Genomic DNA, 18,977 nt, shown 5'->3' with positions numbered 1-18,977 from the left:
ACCGCCCCATCTCTACCACCCTGTTCTGTTAGGCTCAGGCCATGACCCGATCCACCCCCTGGGCCGCTGCTTTCGACGACGTCGGTTGGAGGCTCCCGCAGATTCTCACCGTCGAAGCCACGGCCCGGGCCGTCGAGCACCTCGAAAGCTACATGCGCCATGATGAGCACAAGGGGCCTGAATACTCCGGTTCCTGGTTCCACCGACTGGGCGGAGGCGGTGACAGGGAGGACATCAAGAATGTCATCACCTCCGATGATCTGGTCTCTCTGAACACACTGAATGAGAGAGCGGGAGGACAGGAAGCGATCGCGCTGCTCACGGATTTGAGCGACTGGGACCGCCCGGAGGTACCACTTGATGGGACAGTGCGGGACTCCACCAGTCACCGCCTCCCCATCAATCCTGACCAGGTCACTTCGCTTCTGCGGCAGATCGGGACGGATCTGCGCCTCGAGGACCTCACCGAGGATGAGTTCGCACGTTTCCAGGCTCTCTGGGATGATCTCTTCTGGTCGCTGCGCCGGAAGAAGTTCGGTCCCGTGGCGGTGTACAAGCTCTGTGCACGCAAGCGGCCCCATCTCATCCCGATCTACGACACGAATGTAAAGAAGCAGCTCGGGATAGGGGATCCGGTAGGTTTCACCGCCCATCTGCACCGCGTCCTCCGCCACGGTGACGGCGCTTTCGCCCGTCACCTGGCTGACATTCGCTCTCAGGTCGACGAAGCCGCCGATCTCAGCCTCATCCGCGTCTTCGACATCGTGGTGTGGCGAGAGGAGGAGCAACGCAGGAAGCACACCTGACACCCCAAAGATCACACCTTGAGGGTAGGATCCACGCATGATCTTCGGCCTGCTCGCCTACCTGCTGTGGGGACTCTTCCCGGCGTTCTTCCCGCTGCTATTGCCGGCGGGGCCGGTGGAGATTCTCGCGCACCGCGTCCTGTGGACGGCGGTCATCATGTCGGTGGTGCTCACGGTGGTGAAGGGCTGGGGGCAGCTGCGGCGGGCGTCGGCACGCACATGGGGGCTGCTCATCGCCGCAGGTGCGCTCATCTCCGCGAACTGGGGCATCTACGTTTTGGCGGTCAACACGGGGCATGTCGCCGACGCCGCGTTGGGGTACTTCATCAACCCGCTGCTGTCGGTGCTGCTGGGTGTCCTGTTCCTCGGCGAGCGGCTCAACCGGATGCAGACGGTGGCGGTGGTCATCGCCGCGGTGGGCGTGCTGCAGCTGACCTTCCTGTCCGGTCAGGCACCGGTCATGGCGCTGGGTATGGCGATCTCCTTCGGGCTCTACGGCCTGGTGAAGAAGCGGGTGGCCGTCTCCCCCACCGCCTCGTTGACGGCGGAGACGCTCGTCATCGCTCCATTGGCGCTGACCTACCTGCTGCTCATCGACGGCACCTTCCTCACGGAGGGCCCCGGACACACGGCGTTGCTGGTGCTCTCGGGGCTCATCACCACCCTGCCGCTGCTGCTGTTCGGCATGGCGGCGAAGCGTCTGCCACTGAGCACGATCGGCATGATCCAGTACATGACGCCGACGATGCAGATGTTGTGGGCGCTGTTCGTCACCCAGGAGTACCTGTCCCCGGCGCGCTGGGTGGGGTTCATCATCATCTGGGTCGCGGTGGCGATCTACCTCGCGGACCTCATGAGGCGGTCTCGATCCAGAAGCGGCAGGTCGGTGTCGACACCCCGTGGGAGAGACTGAACTCGTCGACGTGCCGGATGTTCTCCAGCACTCCCCCGCACGCCCGGATGACGCTTATCGACGCCGCGTTGTCTTCCCGGCAGCACACCAGCACCCGATGCAGACCGATTTCCCGGGCGTCCGTGAGCACCTCGCGCAGGGCCTGCCTCGCCAGGCCGCGGCCCCGCGCTGAGGGGCGCACCCCGTAACCGATGTGCCCGAACAGATCCGCCAGGGCGGGACTGTCGATGGTGTGCCGCAGCTGGATCGCGCCGAGGTACTCGCCGTCCTCGACCATCCAGTGGTTGGTGGCCGCCACGGAGTCGTCGTTGAGCATCTCGACCCAGGTGGCGAAGTCGACGGGGTCCGTCAGGTCGAGCCCGCGCGCCAGGTGGGTGGCGGCACCGTCCTGGTGCTCACCGCCCCACTCGGCGTTCGCGGCCAGCCAGGATGCGTGCAGGTCGGCGGTGGGCGTGACGAGCTTCATGTCCCCGCAGTCTAGGGGATCTCGACGGGGCGCACACCGAAGCGACCCCACGCGGCGTCGGCGGGCAACGTCTCGACGGTGGCGATGCGCTCCCGCTCGGAGAGGGTCCGCAGGACCTCGCCGTTGTCGCGGACAACGGCGGCGTCGATGAGCTCCGGTGTGGGGACGTTGCCGATGCCCGCCAGGGACGCCCCGATGCGGTCGAGTTCGCGCTGGAAGACGTCCGCGCGGTCCTCGCCGGCGATCGGCTCGGGCAGCGGGAAGGGCGCGGCCATCTGGACGATCATGGCGTTGACGCGCTCGATGGAGGCCAGGACCTCCCCGGCCTCCTCGGGGGTCAGACCCTCGGAGAAGGTGACGAGGGCGTAGACGGGCTGGTCGTCGGGGGCGTCGAGAAGCGTCTTCTCGGCGCGTTCACTGTACGCCTGGAAGCTCTCCCCGGACTCGGTGCCCAGCATGTCGCCCTGCGGCGGGACGGGCCGGTGGGTGGCGTCGTCGAAGAAGGCGAGCACGAGCAGCCCGAGCAGTCCGACGACGGCGAGGGCGGCGAGGCTGCGGCGGATCATCCGCGGATCACCTCGAGGGCGTGCGCGAGGTCGTCCGGGTAGGGGGCCTCGATCTCCATCCACTCACCCGACCCCGGGTGCTGGAAGCCGAGACGGACGGCGTGCAGCCACTGGCGGATGAGACCCAGGCGCTCGGACAGGCCCGGATCGGAGCCGTACATCGGGTCGCCGACGCACGGGTGGCCGATGGCGGACATGTGCACGCGGATCTGGTGGGTGCGGCCGGTCTCGAGGTTGACCTCCAGCAGGGTCGCCTCGCGGAAGGCCTCGATCGTCTCGTAGTGGGTGACGGCCGGCTTGCCGTCGGTGGTCACCGCGAAACGCCAGCCGGCGGAGGGATGCCGGCCGATGGGGGCGTCGATGGTGCCGGTGAACGGATCCGGGTGGCCCTGGACGAGGGCGTGGTAGACCTTGGTCACCGTGCGGTCGCGGAAGGCGTTCTTGAGCACCGTGTAGGCGCGCTCGGAGGCGGCGACGACCATGACGCCGGAGGTGCCGACGTCGAGACGTTGGACGATGCCCTTGCGCTCCGGCGGGCCCGAGGTGGAGATGCGGAACCCGGCGGCGGCCAGCCCGCCGACGACGGTGGGCCCCTCCCAGCCGACGGTCGGGTGCGCGGCGACGCCGACGGGCTTGTGCACCGCGATGATGTCGTTGTCCGAGTAGAGGATGTCCATCCCCTCGACCAGCTCCTCCTTCGGGGTGAGGTCCGGGGCGGCCGGGAGGGTCACCTCCAGCCAGGAACCCTCGTGGAGGCGGTCGGACTTGCTCACCGCGGCACCGTCGACCAGCACGTCGCCGTCGGTGGCCAGGTCCGCGGCGACGGTGCGGGAGATGCCCAGGAGCTTGGACAGGGCGGCGTCGACACGCATGCCGGCCAGGCCCTCCGGGACGGGAAGATTACGGGTCTCGCGGCTCATGCCGCCACCTCTTTCTGACGACGCTCCTCGGCGAACATCGCCAGGACGAACACGACCACGCCGACGGTGATCGCCGAGTCCGCGATGTTGAACACCGCGAAGCCGCCCACCGAGATGAAGTCCACGACGTGCCCGAACCAGAAGCCCGGCTCGCGGAACAGGCGGTCGATGAGATTACCCAGGGCGCCGCCCGCGATGAGGGCCAGACCCAGAGCCTGACCCCGGTCGCGGATGCGCGGCGCGGCAATGGCGATACCGATGACGAAGGCCAGCTGAATGGTGGTGAACAGCCAGGTGGAGTTCTCCCCCATGGAGAACGCCGCCCCCGGGTTGAACAGCAGCAGGAAGCGGAACCAGTCGCCGATGACCGGCACCGGGACCCCCGGCTCCAGCCACGCCAGCATGAGGGCCTTCGTGGCCTGATCGATGACCGCCACCACCAGGATGATCACCGCCATGAAGGTGACGTTCCGTCGGATGGGTCTCGATGCTCGCGTGCTCACGCGGTCCATCATTCCCCACCACGGCCTTTCGGGTCCACCCGGTGACCTGCCTGCGGTAGCGTTGACGGGGTGTTGTTCCGACATTTCCCCCGCACCGTCGCCGCTGTCGCCACCGCCGCGGCCCTGACCCTCACCGCCTGCTCCTCCGAGGAGACCGGTCCGCAGACCGAGGCCGCCGTCGGCCTGCCCGTCGACGCCGCGCGCGTCACGGTGCAGACCCCGGGTGAGGCGGAGCGCGTCCTGGCGTACGCCGCCGCCGGGGAGCAGACCGTGTCGGTGGAGGTGGCCGAGGGCTTCAACCAACTGGTCATGCAGGCTGACGCCGTCGACGTGCAGGCCCCGGCGGGCGGCGACGTCACCCGCCTCACCCTCCCGCTGACGGGCGTCACCGAGGGTGCCTCCGAGCCCGCCGAGGGCGAGCGGGAGGCGACCCGCGACGTGGAGTTCACCGTCGGACAGCCCTCCCCCGACAACCTCGAGCTCGTCGACGACGTCCGCTCCGCCGAGGGATTCCGCCTCGGCTGGCGGGCCGAGGACGACGGTCAGGTGTCCACCGTGCGCCTTGCCGCGCCGACGGAGGCCACCGACGAGGGACGTGCCCTCGTCGAGCAGGCCCTCATGAAGATCCTCAGCCTGCCGGTCATCTTCCCGGAGGAGGAGGTCGGCGTCGGCGCGACCTGGTCGGTGGACACCCGCGTCACCGGCGAATCGACCCTGCTGCAGACCGCAACGTACACCATCACGGGCATCGAGGGTGACCGCGTCGACCTCGACGTCGATGTGCAGCAGCGCCCGGCACTCGGTGCCCTGACCATGGAGGACGGCGAGCCCCTCAACGTCCTCAACTCCAACACCACGAGCGAGGGTTCCCTCACCGTCGACCTCGGCTCCCCCCTGCCGGTCGACGGGCGGGTCTCGTACACCACCCGCGTCGTCTACGGCGGCGCTGATTCCGACGTCCGCGTGGTCCAGGACTCCACGACCTCGCTGGCCTTCAGTTAGGACCCACCATGGCCTCCCCCCACCACCTCAAGCTCGACGGTGTCAGTTTCACCTACCCGGGTTCCGTCCGGCGGGTGCTCACGGACATCACCTTCGCGGTCCCGTCCGAACACGTCACGGGCCTCATCGGGGAGAACGGTTCCGGCAAGTCGACGCTGCTGCAACTCATCGCCGGGTCGCTGGAACCGGACGTCGGCAGCATCACCACCCCGCCGACCACCGGATTCATCGAGCAGGAGACGCAGCTGCCCTTCTCCTCACCCGCGTCGGCGTTGATCGACGCGGCGGTGTCGGAGCTGCGCGACGTCGAGAAGCAGATCGGTGAGATCTCCGAGAAGATGGCGGAGGACCCGGACCGTTACGCCGAGGCCTTCGACGCCGCCCTGGCGATGGCCGAGCAGGCCGGCGTGTGGGAGCTGGACGCGCGCATCGCGACGGTGCTCGCGGGTCTCGGCCTGGCGAACGTGCCCCTGGAGACCACGTTGGGCGACATGTCCGGTGGCCAGCGCCGCCGCTTTGCCCTCGCCGCGCTCCTGCTGCGCCCGGTCGACGCGATGGTGCTCGACGAGCCCACCAACCACCTCGACGACGACGGCGTCGACTTCCTCATCCGGGAGCTGGAGGAGTTCTCCGGCCCGGTGCTCGTGGCCAGCCACGACCGCTTCTTCCTGGACAAGGCCGCCGACTCCCTCGTCGACCTCGATGCTGGTCTGGGCCACGAGGGCGGCGGCGGTGAGGACACCCGGCAGGGCACCCTGTTCACCGGCTCCTTCACCGACTACCTGGAGTCGCGCGAGGACATCCGCCGCCGCTGGGAGGAGCTCTACACCGTGCAGGAGCACGAGCGGGCCCGCCTGGAGAAGGCGGCCGAGCAGACCGCGGAGGATGTCTTCCACAGTCAGGAATCGAAGTCGGAGGTGGGGATCGCGAAGAAGTTCCACGCCGACCGCGCCGCCAAGACCGTGGGCAACCGCCTGCGTTCGGCCCGCAACCGCCTCGAGGCGTTGGAGCGCGACGAGCTGCCGAAGCCGCCGGCGCGCCTGAAGTTCCACGGCATCCCCGAGCACACTTCCGCGTCCCTCGGCGAGCCGGCCGTCTGGGCGAAGGACATCTGGGTGGGCGACCGTCTCGGCCCGTTGACCATCAAGATCAACCCCGGTGAGCACTGGCTCATCGAGGGCCCCAACGGTGCGGGCAAGTCGACGTTCCTCAAGGTGGTGCAGGGCAAGTGGGAGATCACCGAGGGTGAGCTGCGTATCCCGGAGGAGGTGGTCGTCGGCCGCCTCAGCCAGGACGACGAGTGGATCGACTTGGAGAAGCCCGCGGAGGAGATCTTCGCGGAGAAGGTGCCCCCGAAGTCCCCGTCGCTCGTCGACATGGGGCTGATGACCGAGGAGACCGCCGCCCGCCCCCTGGGTGAGCTGTCCCTCGGTCAGCGCCGTCGCGTGTCGCTGGGCATCATCCTGGCGTCACCGCCGGACATCCTGCTTCTCGACGAGCCCACCAACCACCTCTCCCTCGCCCTCGCGGAGGAACTGGAGGAGGCGCTGTCGACCTTCCCGGGCACGGTGCTCATGGCCACGCATGACCGGTGGATCCGCCGCAGGTGGGCGGTGCGTACCGACGGCCGCGGCAGGGTCCTCTCCCTGCCGGGCCGGCGCGACGACTAGTTACTGGACCGGGGCCTCTTCCACCGGGGCCTCCTCGGCCGGGGCCGGGTTGTAATCGAGGCACATCTCCGGAACCTGCTCCGGGGCGACGGTGTTGGTGATGAGGGTGCAGGCCCAGGACTGGGACAGCTTCCAGGTCTCGTCCTCGTAGATGAACTCGACGTTCTCCGCCGGCTGGGCCTCGGACTCCGGGAGGATGAAGTTCACGGAGGCCAGCACTGAATCCGGGGTGTAGCCCGGCAGCACCGGGTTGACCACCTGGAACTGTGCGCCGGACTCGGCCTGGGAGGCGGCCATGACCTCGAAGAGCTCGGGAGCCTGCTCGCCGCCCTGGACGGTGTTGACCTTCTCCTCCAGCGGGACGTTCGGGTCGGTCGCCTTCGCGAGAATGCCGTTGAGCTCGTCCGCGGTCGGCAGCGCCGGGGCGGCGGTGGTCTCGGTCGTCTCGGTGGCGGTGGTCTCCGCCGCGGTGGTCTCGGTGGTGGTCTCACCGTTGCCGTCACCGTCGCCGCAGGCGGCGAGGGCCAGAGCCGCGCCGAGGGCGGCGGTGATCGCGGTCATCTTGCTCAGCTTCACGGGAAAAAACTCTCCTGTAGATAGGGGCGCGTCTGCGTTGATGGTACACGTGTTGAGGATGTGACAACACTTCCTGTGGCAGGCTGGGGGCATGACCCGCATTGCGTTGCTCACCACGGGCGGCACCATCGCCTGCACCACCGACGAGTCCGGCGCCCTGCGCCCCACCATCACCGGCCGGGAGCTTTTCGACGCCGTCTCCGACCACGTCCCCGTCGACGTCTCCGTCACCGAGTTGACCCGCCTCGACTCCTCGGCGATCACCCTCGCCGAGCTGGACGGACTCATCGCCGCCGTCCACGAGGCACTGGGTGATCCCGACATCGACGCCGTCGTGGTCACCCACGGCACGGACTCGATGGAGGACACCGCCTTCGCCCTCGACTGCTTCCACACCGACGACCGCCCGGTGGTCCTCACCGGCTCCCAGCGCGCCTTCGACCACCGCGAGTCCGACGGGCCCGGCAACCTCATCGACGCCCTCCGGCTCGCCGCCGATCCACTCGCGCGCCGGCAGGGTGTGCTCATCGCCTTCGGCGGCTGGACCATCCCGGCGCGCGGTGCGGTCAAGCGTCATACGACGGAGCTCGACGCCTTCATCTCCACCATGCCGCGTGAGGTCCGCCGCCCCGCCGGCATCCCGGTCGCGCCGCTGGACGGCACCTGGGTGCCGGTGCTCGCCGCGTGGCCCGGCGCGGACCGGACGCTTGTCGACGCCGCCGTCACCGCCGGCGCCCGCGGCATCGTCGTCGAGGCCCTCGGGTCCGGCAACATCGGCCCCGACATGGGTGCGGGTGTCTCAGATGCCCTTGAGGCGGGCGTGCAGGTGGTCATCACCTCCCGTGTCCCGGCTGGCGAGGTGACCCTCGCCTACGGCGGTTCCGGTGGCGGGGCGACCCTCGGATCCCGGGGCGCACTGAGCGCCGGGCATCTCCGCGCAGGACAGGCCCGGATGGCGCTGGTGGTGGCGCTGGCCACCGGCAACGACGCCTCTGACCTGCTTCTTTAACCGCACCACCCCCGCAGATCACCCCCATGTCCGGGGCGTGCTCTAGGTTAGTTTTCGAACACACGAACTAATGGTGATCGAAGGGGGTGAAGGGACATTTCTCAGCCGGCGTCGTGGTCCGTACTCAATCCGGACAGCCTGTACTCCAGGGTCCGCCGTGACCGTACGGCCGCCGAGTACGACTACTGGCGCACCCTCCGCCCGGTCGCGGACATCAACTCGGAGGAGGACTGGACGACGCTGTGCACGCTCCTCTACCGCGACACCGGCCTGTCCAAGGGCATCCTCACCCGCAACTTCGGTGCGCTCGACACCCTGGACAGGTTGCCGCGCCTCAAGGCCCTCATCGCCGAGACCTATCTCCTCGACCTCTACCACCTGTCGATCATCTCCAAGGCCATCGGCAAGGCTCCCACTGAACTGCAGGAGGAGGACTTCCTGTGGCGCTCCCTCGACGAGGATCTCATGGCGTTGTTCACGCCGAGCCGCCCGCAGCAGCTCCTGCCCGGCACCCGGACGATCAACAACACCATCGCCGACACGATCGCCAGTGTGAAGAACCTGGCGGCGCCGCAGGTCCCCGACCCCTGGGGGAAGCCGACCCCCGAGCCGGAGGACGGCCCCACCCCCTGTGAGGATCCGGCCGCCACCATGCGCAGCCTGCCCCCGGCGGATGACGCAGGCCGGGTGTCCAGCCTGTTCGTCGAACCGCTTCCCGATGACCGTCTCAACTTCTCCCTAGCCGTCGATCAGGCCACCGGAGTGCTCCTCACCGACGTGCTGTCCCAGGCGGCCCGCACGAGGAAGACCAACCAGGCGAACGCCATGGTCGATCAGTTGCTGGATCCAGTGTCCCTCACCGTCAACTCGCTCCTCTACCGGGCCTCCGACGTGGACGACGCACCCGTCTTCCACCCCACCACCGGCATCCTCACCGAGGAGGCCGCCCAGACCCTGCAGGACATGGTCACCCAGACCCTGGACATGGATGCCGCCCGGGACGCCGAGACCCCGCAGCACGACATGACCCACCCCATCCGCTGCTGCGTCATCGGCCGCGACTGGACGTGCCGCTGGCCGGGGTGCAATGCCCCGGCCACCCACCTCGACGGTGATCACCGCATCAACCACGAGGACGGCGGGCCCACCCGCGCCGACAACATGGTCATGCTGTGCCGGCATCACCACAACCGGAAGACGGATGTGCAGGCGACGTATCTGCTCGACCCCGTGACCGGTGACGTCTACTGGCACTTCTCCGACGGCACGTACGCCGTCGACCTCGCCGCCGGTCCCCTCGCCCCGCGGAAAAAGAACTGGGTGCAGACCTACTCCCAGCGCGCCGCCCGCGCCCGCGAGTACGCCGCCCGGAAGGCCGCCGCCGAGGAGTTCGAGCGCTACCAGGCAGATCAGGAACCCCGCCCGGCTCCGCAGCCCTACGAGCCGGTGCTCGTCAGGCACCGCGCCCCGCCGGAGGAGGATCCCCCGCCCTTCTAGTCCTGGTCCTCTGCTTCCTGCTCCGCCAGCCAGTCCTCCCAGGCCAGGCTCGCGAGCGGGTCGGCGGGCTCCAGGTCGGGATCATCCTCGGCGAAGGTGCGGGTGATGCCCGGGCCGGTGGCCCGGGTCTCGAACCGCACCGACACGATGCCGTGCCCGGCACCCTGCACCCAGCCGTGTCCGTACTCCGGGTGGTGCACGTCCTGGGTGGCCCGCCACCCCTCCGGGGCGTGCTCCACCTCCACCACGGGTTCCGCGATATGGTCGCTGACCCCGGTCTCGAAGTCATCATCCGTGGCGGCCACCACCACCTGTTGGTCGAGCTCCGGGAACAGGACGTCCTGCCGGGCGGCCTCGAGTCCGGAAAAGCCCACACCGACCAACCGGATGGGCCCCACCTCGTCTGCGTAGCGCACCAGCCGGAAGGCGGTGGCCTGCAGGGTCTCGAGGTTGTCGGTGGCGTACGACAGCGTCGCCGAGCGGGATTCGATCCGGAAGTCCGCCATCTTGAGTTTGACGGTGACGGTGCGGGAGCCGCGGCCGTCGATAAGCAGGCGACGGTGGGCGGCTGCAGCGGCGCGGGTGACGGCGGCGTCGACCTCCGCCCGCGTCGTCAGGTCGCGCGGGTAGGTGTACTCGGCGGAGATGGACTTCGCCTCCGCGCGGGGTTCCACGGGGCGGTCGTCGATGCCGTTGGCCAGGGCCCACAGCATCGGGCCGACGGTGCCGCCGAGGGAGATGACGACCTCCTTCTCGCTCAGGGCCGCGAGGTCACCGATGGTCACTACGCCGATCTGGGCGAGCTTGGCCTCCGTCACGGGCCCCACACCCCACAGTTCGTTGACGGGCATGGGGTGGAGGATCTCCAGCTGGGTGTCGCCGGGGATGACGAAGGTGCCGTCGGGTTTCGCCCGTCCCGAACCGATCTTGGCGTACTGCTTGCCGGTGCCGGCCCCGATGGAGGACGGGAGGCCTGTCTCCTCCCGGATGAGACGGCGCAGGTCATCCGACCATTCCTTCACCTCGTCCGGGGTGGCGCCGGTGAGTTCCGCGGGTTCCATGAAGGCCTCGTCGATGGACAGCTGCTCGACCACCCCGACGCGGGAGGAGATGAGCTGGAACACGCGGCGCGAGGCGGCGGCGTACACGGGACGGCGCGGGGAGACGAGGACGGCGGAGAAGCCGACGAGGCGGGCGGCCTGGTGGGTGGGCATGGCGGAACGGGCCCCGAAACGGCGCGCCTCGTAGCTGGCGCCGGCCACCACTCCCCTGCCGGACACGCCCGCCACGAGCACGGGGCGGCCCCGCAGAGTCGGCCGGGTCAGCTGTTCGACGGAGGCGTAGAACGCGTCCATGTCGATGTGGAGTACCCAGCGTGTCATGGGCGTCGGAGAGCAACGGCGGCGACGACGAGGACGATGCCGACCACCTCGGCCACCGACAGCCACTGCCCCAGCGCCACGGCGCCGAGCACGGCGGCGACGACGGGGAGCAGTGCCTGGAGCAGCGCGAAGTAGGCGGACCCGGCCATCCGCATGACCACCTGGTCGAGGGTGTACGGGATGACGGCCGACAGCACGCCGAGGCCGAGGGCGAGGCCCAGCAGGGTCGTCGCGGGCTTATCGACGCCCGCCGGCCACCACCACACCATGAACGGCAGGGCGATCACCGCCGCCATGGTGAAACCGGTGGTCATGGAGGTGCGCGGGGTGTCCGTCGCGATGCGGGTCCCGATGAGGATGTACACCGCCCACAGACCGCCCGCCAGCAGGGCAAAGCCGAGGCCGACGGCAGCGGTGGACCACACCGCCCCGGAGATGACCACCACGCCGACGGTGGCCAGGGCCAGCGCGGCCCAGTCGCGGGCCGACCGGGACCCCAGGGCGGCGACGAGCACCGGCCCGAGGAACTCCACCGCCACGGCCGTGCCCAGGGGCAGGCGGGCGATGGACTCGTAGAAGGCCATGTTCATGCCCATGGTCGCCAGCCCATAGATGAGCGCGGGGACGCTGCAGAAATCCCGCAGGCGCGGGCGCACCAGCACCAGGAGGATGACGGCCCCCGCCGAGATGCGGAACCAGGCGACGATGGCGGGCGGGAGGACGTCGAAAAGTCCGACCGCCACGGCGGCTCCCGCGTACAGGCTGACGCCTGACGCGATCATCACCGCCGGGGCACGGAGGTTCATCGCTTGACGACGGTCGCCTTCACGCCCTTGACCACGTCGTGCGCGTCGTCGAGATCCTCGGTGGTGACGTCCAGCTCGAGGGCGAGGACCTCACCGGCGATGAGCTCGCGGTGGCGCTGCGCCCACTCGAGCTTGTCCTCCGGGACGGACAGGCGGACGTTGATGCGGTCGGAGACCTCCAGGCCGGTGGCCTTGCGGGCGTCCTGCAGGCCGCGGATGACGTCGGCGGCCCAGCCCTCGGCCTCCAGCTCCTCGGTGACCTCCATGTCGAGGACGACGAGACCGTCGAGGCCATCGATACGCGCGGTGGACTCCGGGTTCGCGGCGACAAGGCGCTCGGTGTACTCGTCGGCGTTGAGCTCGATGCCGTCGGCGACGACCTGGTCGCCCACCCGCTCGTAGTTGCCGGACTTCACGGCCTTGATGACGCGCTGGACGTCCTTGCCCAGGCGCGGGCCGGCCGCGCGGGCGTTGACCACGACCTCGAAGGTACCCACCGAGTCGACGTCGGAGGTCAGCTCGATGTTCTTGACGTTGACCTCGTCGCGGATGATGGCGGCGAAGGGCGCGAGCTGGCCGGAGTCCGGCAGCGCGACGGTCAGCGACGGCAGCGGCAGACGGTTGCGCAGCTTGTGAGCCTTACGCACCGAGGAGGCGGCCGAGCAGACACCGCGGGTGGCGTCCATGGCGGCGACGAGATCGGCGTCGGCCGGGATGTCGGAGGCCTCCGGGAAGTCGGCCAGGTGGACGGACCGCTCGCCGGTCAGCCCCCGCCAGATGACCTCGGAGGTCATCGGCAGCAGCGGGGCGGTGACGCGGGTGAGCACCTCGAGCACGGTGTAGAGGGTGTTGAAGGCCTCCGGGTGCTCGTCGTCACCCGCCCAGAAGCGGTCGCGGGAGCGACGCACGTACCAGTTGGTCAGGGCGTCGGCGAACTGGCGGACGGCGTCGGTGGCGTCGGCGATGTCGGTGTTGTCCAGGGAGACGCGGACGGTGCCCACCAGGTCGTGCAGCTTGGCCAGGATGTAGCGGTCGAGCACGTCCTCGGAGTCGACGGACCACTGCGCCGGCTTCGAGGAGTACAGCTGCAGGAAGGAGTAGGCGTTCCAGATCGGCAGCAGCGCCTGGCGCACGCCGTCGCGGATGCCCTGCTCGGTGACGATGAGGTTACCGCCGCGCAGGATCGGCGAGGACATGAGGAACCAACGCATGGCGTCGGAACCGTCGCGGTCGAAGACCTCGTTGACGTTCGGGTAGTTGCCCTTGGACTTGGACATCTTCTGTCCGTCGTCGCCGAGGACGATGCCGTGGGCGACGACCTTCTTGAACGCCGGGCGGTCGAACAGTGCCACCGACAGGACGTGCAGCAGGTAGAACCAGCCGCGGGTCTGGCCGATGTACTCGACGATGAAGTCCGCCGGGTTGTGGTCCTCGAAGAACTCCTTGTTCTCGAAGGGGTAGTGGAACTGGGCGAACGGCATGGAGCCGGAGTCAAACCACACGTCGAGGACGTCCGGGACGCGGCGCATGGTGGACTGACCCGTCGGATCGTCCGGGTTGGGGCGGGTCAGCTCGTCGATGTACGGGCGGTGCAGGGACGTCGGGCGGACGCCGAAGTCGGCCTCCAGCTCGTCGAGGGAACCGTAGACGTCGACACGCGGGTACTCGTCGTTGTCGGAGATCCACACCGGGATCGGGGAACCCCAGTAGCGGGAGCGGGAGATGTTCCAGTCGCGGGCGTTCTCCAGCCACTTGCCGAACTGACCGTCACGCACGTGCTCCGGCAGCCAGGTGATCTCGTCATGGTTCAGCTCGACCATGCGGTCGCGGATCTCGGTGACGCGCACGAACCAGGACGGCAGCGCCATGTAGATGAGCGGCTCGCCGGAACGCCAGGAGTGCGGGTAGGAGTGCTCGATGGTCTGGTGGCGCAGGACGCGGCCGCGCTCCTTGAGGTCGCGGATGATGTCCTTGTTCGCGTCGAAGACGAGCTGCCCCTGGTATTCGGGCACCTGGGAGGTGAACTTGCCGTCCATGTCGACGGGGATGACCACGCCGATGCCGTACTTCCTGCAGGACTCCATGTCGTCCTCACCGAAGGCCGGGGCCTGGTGGACGATACCGGTGCCGTCCTCGACGGTGACGTAGTCCGCGAGGATGATCTGGAAGGCGTTCTCCTCGTCCGCGAAGTAGTCGAACATCGGCTGGTAGGTCAGGCCCTCGAGGGAGGAACCGGTGAGCTTCTCGACGACCTCGTGCTCACCGAATTCCTTCGCCAGCGTGCCCACCAGCGGGTCGGCCATGAGGTAGACGTTGCCGTCCGCGGCCCGCACCAGGGCGTAGTCGACGTCCGGGTGGACGGCAAGAGCCAGGTTGGAGGGCAGGGTCCAGGGGGTGGTGGTCCAGGCGAGGGCGGCGGCGTCGGCAAGCAGGGGCTGGGCGGCGAGCGTGGACTCGGCGGCCGAGCCGGCGACGGCACCGGTCACCGGGAAGGTGACGGTGAGCGCCGGGTCCTGGCGCATCTTGTAGGAGTCGTCGAGGCGGGTCTCCTGGTTGGACAGCGGGGTGTGCTCGGCCCAGGAGTACGGCAGGACACGGAAGCCCTGGTAGATGAGGCCCTTGTCGTAGAGCTGCTTGAACGCCCAGATGACGGACTCCATGTACCCCGGGTCCATCGTCTTGTAGCCGTTGTCGAAGTCCACCCAGCGCGCCTGACGGGTGACGTACTCCTTCCACTCCTCGGTGTAGCGGAGCACGCTCTCGGCGCAGTACTCGTTGAACTTCGCCAGACCCATGTCCTCGATCTGGCCCTTGTCGGTGATGCCGAGCTGCTTCTCCGCCTCCAGCTCGGCCGGCAGGCCGTGGGTGTCCCAGCCGAAGACGCGGGGCACATGGTGGCCGGTCATGGTGCGGAAACGCGGGATGATGTCCTTGACGTAACCGGTGAGCAGGTGGCCGTAGTGCGGCAGACCGTTGGCGAAGGGCGGGCCGTCGTAGAAGACGTACTCCTTGGAACCCTCCCGCTGATCCAGCGAGGCCTGGAACGTGCCGTCCTTCTTCCAGTAGTCGAGGACGATCTCCTCCATGTCGGGGAATCGGGAGGAACCCCCGGTCATGTCCACCTTGGGGTAGACGCCTCCGACGGCGGTCTTCTTCTGCTCGGACATATCTTCCTTCACTCACGAGTCGGTGTGCGGTGCAGGGACGCAGATGCTGCGCGGTACCACCCTGCTTGGGCACCCGGGGATGCCCCACTTCGTTTCGTGGTGAAGGTCTGTCACGGTCCCACCCGTCCGGTTCTACTCAGCCTGTGCTTTTCTTCCGGATGCTCCCCGGTGATGGCCGGATCAACGCGTTACGTGTTGACACTATACACGCAAAAAAACTCCCCGCCTGCAGCGGGGAGTTTCAGTGCGCGTGAGCTAGTTCTGCTTGCCTGCGTCGGCGTTCGGGGCGGCGGAACCGCGGGCCTCGAGCTCCTGCAGCTGGGACTCCAGCAGGGTCTTCAGGCGGGTGCGGTACTCGCGCTCGAAGGTGCGCAGCTCCGCGATGCGGGTCTCCAGGGCCGTCTGCTGCTGCTTGACGGTGGCCATGATCTCGGTGTGCTTGCGCTCGGCGTCAGCCTGCAGGGCATTCGCCTTCTCCTCGGCCTGACGGATCTGGGCCTCGGCGCGGGAGTTCGCCTGGTTGGTGGTCTCCTCGGCGCGCTTCTCGGCGTCGGCGACGAGCGACTTGGCGCGGGTGTCGGCCTCGGTGACCTGCTGATCGGCGCGCTTCTTGGCGTCGGCCAGCTGGGCCTGGGACTTCTGGTCCGCGTCGGCCAGCTGGGCCTCGGCGGCGGCACGGGCCTCGTCCAGCATGGACTTGGACTCGGCCTGGGCCTCGGAGGTGAGGCGGTCGGCCATCTCCTGGGCCAGGCCCAGGACCTTGGCGGCCTGCATGTGGGTGTCGGCGGTGGCCGGGGCGGTGTCCTGGGGGACGGCCACGGCGGCGGCCTTCTGCTGCTGCTGAGCCGGCTGTGCGGCGGCCTGCTTCTTGGCGGCGTCCAGGTCGGACTTGGCCTTCTGCAGGTCAGACTTGGCGGTCTTCGCCTCGGACTCGGCCTTCTCGGTGGCCTTGCGGGCCTCGGTCAGCTTGGACTCGTACTCCTTGCGGACCTTCTCCTCGATCTCCTTGCGGAGGGCCGCCTCATCGACACCGCGGTCGCCGGCGGGTGCGGCGCCACCCTCCTCGAGGCGGGCACGGAGGTCGTCGTTGTCGTCCTGCAGCTGGGCGAGCGTGTCTTCGACGAGGTCGAGGAACTGGTCAACCTCATCCTCGTTGTAACCCCGCTTGCCGATCGGCGGCTTACTGAAAGCGACGTTGTGCACATCAGCTGGTGTCAGCGGCATTGGCGTTCCCTTCGAGTTTGTGGTGGCCCGGTAGGCCTGCGCGGTGTGACCCGCTTAATGCATTTCGTTTAATCGTACGTTGAGTGCTTGGTCAAGTGTAACCCCGGGTGGGGCCGCGTAGACCACGGACACACTAATTCTTTACCGGAGGTTCAGCGTTCCGGCCACCCGTCACCGGAAAACGGTGAGGACGATGACCTGCAGAACGGAAAGAATGATGAACAGCACAATGACCGACATGTCCAGCGCCACCCCGCCCATCTTCAGCGGCGGAATGACCTTCCGCAGCGCCTTGACCGGCGGATCCGTGACGACGAACAGGGGCTCGGCAATGTAGATGAACCAGCGCGGCGGCTGGAAATTGCGCGAGAAGGACTGGATCATCTCAATGACGATGCGCGCGATGAGAACGAGTGTGAACACCCGCAGGATGAGGTACAGGACGGTTCCGAGAAGACTCACGCCCACCGACCTTAGTGCCTGAACAGACAAAAAAGGTAGGCACCCGCCGATGCGGTGTGCCTACCTCAGTCCAGCTGCGCGCAGGATCAGCGCAGCTTCGCGGAGCGCTCCAGCTCCACCTGGGAGAAATCGGCGCCCTCGGGGACGATGGCGAAGACCTGGCGGTCGGTGTCGACGTTCTTGGACACGTTGACCATGCGGCCGCGCAGGGCGTAGCAGAGGCCGGCGGCGAAATCGACGATGCGCTTGTTCTCGCCCGGCTCCATGCGGGTCATGTCGAACACCACGGCGTCGCCGTCGCGGAAGGGCTCGCCGATCTGGGCGGCCTCGCTGTAGGAGGAGACCTCCACCGCGACGATCTTGGCCTCCGGCTGGTAGGAGGGGCGCTCCTCACGGCCGTAGTCGTAGCCGTAATCGCGGGACGGCGCGTAGGCGGCGGAACCGCTGGAGCGGTAGCTGGGGCGCTCCTCGCGGTCGTAGTCGTAGTAGGCGTCCTCGTGCTCCATGTCGATCGGAGTCAGACCGAAGAACTCCTTGGCGTTCCTGATGATGGACATATGGTTTCCTCTCCCGTTGGTGCAGCTGGCACGGGGTAATCGTCGGTGACTTTGCCTTTACGCTAGTGGCCGCGGACCCATGATATCGGTTCCGACACGCACGATATCTGAGCCCTCGGCGATGGCGGTCTCCATGTCCGCGGACATGCCGGCGGACAGCTCCATACCGGCGCTGAGCTCGCGTGCCCGGGCGAACACCGGGGCCGGATCCATCCCCAGCGGGGGCACCACCATGAGGCCCTTGAGCTCGAGATGACCGGAAGCCCGGACGGCGTCGATGAGCTCCGGCAGATCCTCCTCCGTCACTCCCCCGCGGGCGGTGTCGCCGTCGGCGGACAGCTGCAGGTACACCGGCAGGTTCGTGGTCCGGTCACCGCGTTCCAGGGCCAGGGCCACACCCCGGTCGAGGGCGTGCGCGAGCTTGAGCGAGTCCACCGAGTGGACGCTGGCTGCCCAGCGGGCGACGGAGTTCGCCTTCTTCGTCTGCACCTGGCCGATCATGTGGATGCGCATGGCGGGCACGTCCGCGGCCTTGGCGCGGGCCTCCTGCTCGCGGTTCTCGGCGACGTCCGTGACGCCGAGCTCCAGCAGCAGTTCCAGGTCGGAGGACGGGTGGAACTTGGTCACCGGCAGGAGCCGGACGGGGCGGTCGCCGGCGGCGGCGTCGATACGCGCGCGGGTGGCGGCGAGGTTGGCCCGCAGATCGTCGATACGCGTCACGGCAGCCACACCAGCCCCGCCTGGCGTCCGGTGGTGCCCTCCCGCCGGTAGGAGAAGAAGCTCTCGTCCTCGATCGTGCAGCGCGGGTCCGCCTCGATGTTGGTCACGCCGAGACCCATGAGCTGGCGCACCAGGCCGGCGCGCACGTCGATGCCCGGGGTGCCCTGTTCCGTGCGGGTCCGCGAGCCGGGAAGATGCTTCTCGACGTCGGCCGCCATCTCCGCCGGCACCTCATAGTGCCGCCCGGAGGCCGCGGGCCCGAGCACGACCTGGATGGCGTCCGGGGTGGCGCCGAGCTCCAGCATCGTCTCGACGGTGCGCCTGACTATGCCGTTGCGCGCTCCCATGCGTCCCGCGTGGGCGGCGGCGACCACACCGTGGACGTGATCGGCGAGGAGCACCGGCACGCAGTCGGCGACCTGCACGACGAGCGCGAGCGCGCGCTGCGTCGTCACGAGGGCGTCCGTCGCCTCGACGGGCTCCTCCTGCGGGCCGTCGACGACGGTGACGGTGTTCGAGTGGATCTGCTCCATCCACACCAGATGCTCCAGGTCGAGGATCCGGGCCAGGCGCCCGCGGTTGGCGGCGACGTCGGCCGGGTCATCCCCGACGTGGTCACCGAGGTTGAAGGAGTCATAGGGAGACGACGACACCCCGCCCGCACGGCTGGTGAAGACCATGCGGACGGGGCGAGGGGCCTCGTTGGCGCTGCTGAGGGACATGCCCTAGAG

At 68.5% G+C, this 18,977-nt stretch carries 19 protein-coding genes; 6 read left to right on the top strand and 13 right to left on the bottom strand.

Annotated features, from left to right (window positions below; translation table 11 throughout):
* Window positions 1-41 precede the first annotated feature (41 nt).
* The gene (locus tag B9Y70_RS02105; protein WP_085548576.1) at window positions 42-806 is read left to right on the top strand and encodes a DUF6308 family protein; all 765 of its coding nucleotides are present in this window, start codon (window positions 42-44) and stop codon (window positions 804-806) included.
* Between the two features lie 37 nt (window positions 807-843).
* Window positions 844-1,719, top strand: a complete 876-nt coding sequence (rarD, locus tag B9Y70_RS02100) for an EamA family transporter RarD (protein WP_085548575.1) — start codon at window positions 844-846, stop codon at window positions 1,717-1,719.
* On the opposite strand, the gene B9Y70_RS02095 is transcribed toward rarD, so the two are convergent.
* From B9Y70_RS02095 to lspA, 4 genes are read right to left on the bottom strand one after another with little or no spacing between them, the layout of a single operon-like run.
* Window positions 1,658-2,185, bottom strand: a complete 528-nt coding sequence (locus B9Y70_RS02095) for a GNAT family N-acetyltransferase (RefSeq protein WP_085548574.1) — start codon at window positions 2,183-2,185, stop codon at window positions 1,658-1,660. The genes rarD and B9Y70_RS02095 overlap by 62 nt on opposite strands.
* An 11-nt stretch (window positions 2,186-2,196) precedes the next feature.
* Window positions 2,197-2,751, bottom strand: a complete 555-nt coding sequence (locus B9Y70_RS02090; protein ID WP_085548573.1) for a hypothetical protein — start codon at window positions 2,749-2,751, stop codon at window positions 2,197-2,199.
* Window positions 2,748-3,671, bottom strand: coding sequence for an RluA family pseudouridine synthase (locus B9Y70_RS02085; RefSeq protein ID WP_085548572.1), 924 nt, complete (start codon window positions 3,669-3,671; stop codon window positions 2,748-2,750). The genes B9Y70_RS02090 and B9Y70_RS02085 overlap by 4 nt, the downstream gene beginning before the upstream one ends.
* A complete protein-coding gene (gene lspA / locus B9Y70_RS02080; RefSeq protein ID WP_085548821.1) occupies window positions 3,668-4,183 on the bottom strand; it encodes a signal peptidase II in 516 nt (171 codons plus the stop codon). Before lspA ends, B9Y70_RS02085 begins: the two co-directional genes overlap by 4 nt.
* 60 nt (window positions 4,184-4,243) lie before the next feature.
* Between lspA and B9Y70_RS02075 the strand changes: the two genes are divergently transcribed.
* Entirely contained in the window at window positions 4,244-5,176 is a 933-nt protein-coding gene (locus B9Y70_RS02075) for a DUF6263 family protein (RefSeq protein ID WP_240309092.1), read from the top strand.
* An 8-nt stretch (window positions 5,177-5,184) separates the two neighbouring features.
* Window positions 5,185-6,846: an ABC-F family ATP-binding cassette domain-containing protein gene (locus tag B9Y70_RS02070; RefSeq protein ID WP_085548571.1), complete on the top strand. Its 1,662-nt coding sequence runs from the start codon at window positions 5,185-5,187 to the stop codon at window positions 6,844-6,846.
* On the opposite strand, the gene B9Y70_RS02065 is transcribed toward B9Y70_RS02070, so the two are convergent.
* Complete coding sequence (locus tag B9Y70_RS02065; protein ID WP_085548570.1) at window positions 6,847-7,422, bottom strand: WKL family lipoprotein; 576 nt, start codon at window positions 7,420-7,422, stop codon at window positions 6,847-6,849. It abuts the gene before it with no gap.
* Window positions 7,423-7,513: 91 nt separating this feature from the next.
* On the opposite strand from B9Y70_RS02065, the gene B9Y70_RS02060 reads away from it, so the two are divergent.
* Together B9Y70_RS02060 and B9Y70_RS02055 are read left to right on the top strand one after the other, a co-directional pair.
* The gene (locus B9Y70_RS02060) at window positions 7,514-8,431 is read left to right on the top strand and encodes an asparaginase (protein ID WP_085548569.1); all 918 of its coding nucleotides are present in this window, start codon (window positions 7,514-7,516) and stop codon (window positions 8,429-8,431) included.
* Window positions 8,432-8,755: 324 nt separating this feature from the next.
* Complete coding sequence (locus tag B9Y70_RS02055) at window positions 8,756-9,928, top strand: HNH endonuclease signature motif containing protein (protein ID WP_085548568.1); 1,173 nt, start codon at window positions 8,756-8,758, stop codon at window positions 9,926-9,928.
* Here the strand turns inward: B9Y70_RS02055 and B9Y70_RS02050 are convergent.
* From B9Y70_RS02050 to pgeF, 8 genes are all read right to left on the bottom strand, one after another.
* Window positions 9,925-11,310: a DNA polymerase IV gene (locus tag B9Y70_RS02050; protein WP_085548567.1), complete on the bottom strand. Its 1,386-nt coding sequence runs from the start codon at window positions 11,308-11,310 to the stop codon at window positions 9,925-9,927. The genes B9Y70_RS02055 and B9Y70_RS02050 overlap by 4 nt on opposite strands.
* On the bottom strand, window positions 11,307-12,116 hold the full coding sequence (locus B9Y70_RS02045) for an EamA family transporter (protein WP_240309091.1): 810 nt from the start codon (window positions 12,114-12,116) through the stop codon (window positions 11,307-11,309). Before B9Y70_RS02045 ends, B9Y70_RS02050 begins: the two co-directional genes overlap by 4 nt.
* Window positions 12,113-15,283 (bottom strand): isoleucine--tRNA ligase, encoded by a 3,171-nt coding sequence (gene ileS / locus B9Y70_RS02040; protein ID WP_085548566.1) that lies wholly within the window; start codon window positions 15,281-15,283, stop codon window positions 12,113-12,115. Before ileS ends, B9Y70_RS02045 begins: the two co-directional genes overlap by 4 nt.
* A gap of 255 nt (window positions 15,284-15,538) precedes the next feature.
* On the bottom strand, window positions 15,539-16,507 hold the full coding sequence (locus tag B9Y70_RS02035) for a DivIVA domain-containing protein (RefSeq protein ID WP_085548565.1): 969 nt from the start codon (window positions 16,505-16,507) through the stop codon (window positions 15,539-15,541).
* A 171-nt stretch (window positions 16,508-16,678) separates the two neighbouring features.
* Window positions 16,679-16,969 (bottom strand): YggT family protein, encoded by a 291-nt coding sequence (locus B9Y70_RS02030; RefSeq protein WP_085548564.1) that lies wholly within the window; start codon window positions 16,967-16,969, stop codon window positions 16,679-16,681.
* An 86-nt stretch (window positions 16,970-17,055) separates the two neighbouring features.
* Complete coding sequence (locus B9Y70_RS02025; protein WP_085548563.1) at window positions 17,056-17,526, bottom strand: cell division protein SepF; 471 nt, start codon at window positions 17,524-17,526, stop codon at window positions 17,056-17,058.
* A 57-nt stretch (window positions 17,527-17,583) separates the two neighbouring features.
* Complete coding sequence (locus B9Y70_RS02020; RefSeq protein ID WP_085548562.1) at window positions 17,584-18,246, bottom strand: YggS family pyridoxal phosphate-dependent enzyme; 663 nt, start codon at window positions 18,244-18,246, stop codon at window positions 17,584-17,586.
* Window positions 18,243-18,968 carry a peptidoglycan editing factor PgeF gene (gene pgeF, locus B9Y70_RS02015; protein WP_240309090.1) on the bottom strand — a complete coding sequence of 242 codons (726 nt, stop codon included), beginning with the start codon at window positions 18,966-18,968 and terminating at the stop codon, window positions 18,243-18,245. The genes B9Y70_RS02020 and pgeF overlap by 4 nt, the downstream gene beginning before the upstream one ends.
* Window positions 18,969-18,977 lie beyond the last annotated feature (9 nt).

This window comes from Corynebacterium pollutisoli (assembly GCF_900177745.1).
In the GTDB taxonomy this organism is placed as follows: domain Bacteria; phylum Actinomycetota; class Actinomycetes; order Mycobacteriales; family Mycobacteriaceae; genus Corynebacterium; species Corynebacterium pollutisoli.
This window is presented reverse-complemented; position numbering and strand designations above follow the sequence as displayed.